Genomic DNA, 1,288 nt, shown 5'->3' with positions numbered 1-1,288 from the left:
AAGAATGCTAAATCTCTATTGACTCACAAAAACGCATACCATTCTGGACAAAAAATCTGTAACTGGATAGTGATTGGGAAGGATGGTCAGCAACAGCCATGCGGAATGGTCTGCAAGAATACTTATGCCCTGGCGAATCACAAATACAGATACCACTCCGAACAACAAATCTGTGACGTAAGCGAGTTCGGGGAGGATGGTCTGCAACGGCCTTGCGGGAAAGTCTTCAAGAATGATCTGGCTCTGTTTTCTCACAAAAGCAAAGTTCACACCGGGCAAAAAATCTGTGACGTTAACGTTTTCAGGGAGGATGGCAGGAAGGAGCCATGCGGGAAGGTCTGTAAGAATAGTCGCGCCCTGTCGAGTCACAAAAGAATCGCTCACACCGGGAAACAAACCTGTGACCTTTCAATAGTCGGAATTTACACACGCCATGACAGGAATCGACGTAACACTCTAAACCCAAAGTATGCTGCTCTTGTTCAAAACCTTCGTTATCACGGCCAGAGCCAGAAGACAGGCGTCTTTTGACAGAGCCTCTAACATGGGCAGTTGCCCCCGGGGTTTGCTGACCGGATGATTCTGCTGGTGGGTTTTGTTGGTCACTTTGTTGCTGGCTTTGTCCGGGGAGCATCATAGTGTTGATCGCAAACGGATCATCCTGACTTGCCTTCAGTTGATCCCTCGGGTTAAACATTACTGAATCAGGGTTCCAATAGCTTTTTAAGAGCCAGCCGACTGCGACAAACGCCTCTTCGGGTATCCATGAATAAGTTTTGCCGCTCAGAGCGGCGTCATGTGTAGTCAGGAACAGTTCATAAGCCACCAGCAGATTGGTGGCGTAAAGCAACTGCCACGAAATGGACTCAATAAAGGTCGTTTTTAAAGTGTAACCATCAAGCCTGTGTGATTTGTCATCAGACGGCAAAACTGCCCATGCATAGTCGTTTGTGTCGGCAAGGTGTGTCGGATTGCCTAACAACGAATTCAGGTTGTGCTTTATAGAAAAGCTCTCACTGTTCTGTTTATGCTCGATAACAAAATGTCTTGTCAACGATTCTGCCCGACAAACGACAGACGACAAAAGAAGCGACAGCAGCACAACAAAAAATGATCGTCTCATTATTCTATTCATCCATTCTTGTTTTGTAGTGAGTAAATACAGGTCAGTAAAGTAATAGACCAGAAAGGTGCTAAATCAAAAAAACAAGCATACTTTTCTCTCACAAACCTTAGCAGCCTGTCGGACTTAAGCGTCCGTAGCGAGGATTGCAAGAAATTGAGGATA

Annotated in this window: 1 protein-coding gene; it reads left to right on the top strand. The window is 45.7% G+C overall.

The annotated features are described in order from the left end of the window. Positions 1–531: hypothetical protein (locus KDK16_RS08690; RefSeq protein WP_257275630.1), on the top strand; the 531-nt coding region annotated here is incomplete at its 5' end. Between the last annotated feature and the right edge of the window lie 757 nt (positions 532–1,288).

Source organism: Endozoicomonas sp. SESOKO4 (assembly GCF_024606275.1).
Note: the sequence above shows the minus strand (reverse complement) of the source record. Positions and strands in the feature narration are given on the sequence as shown.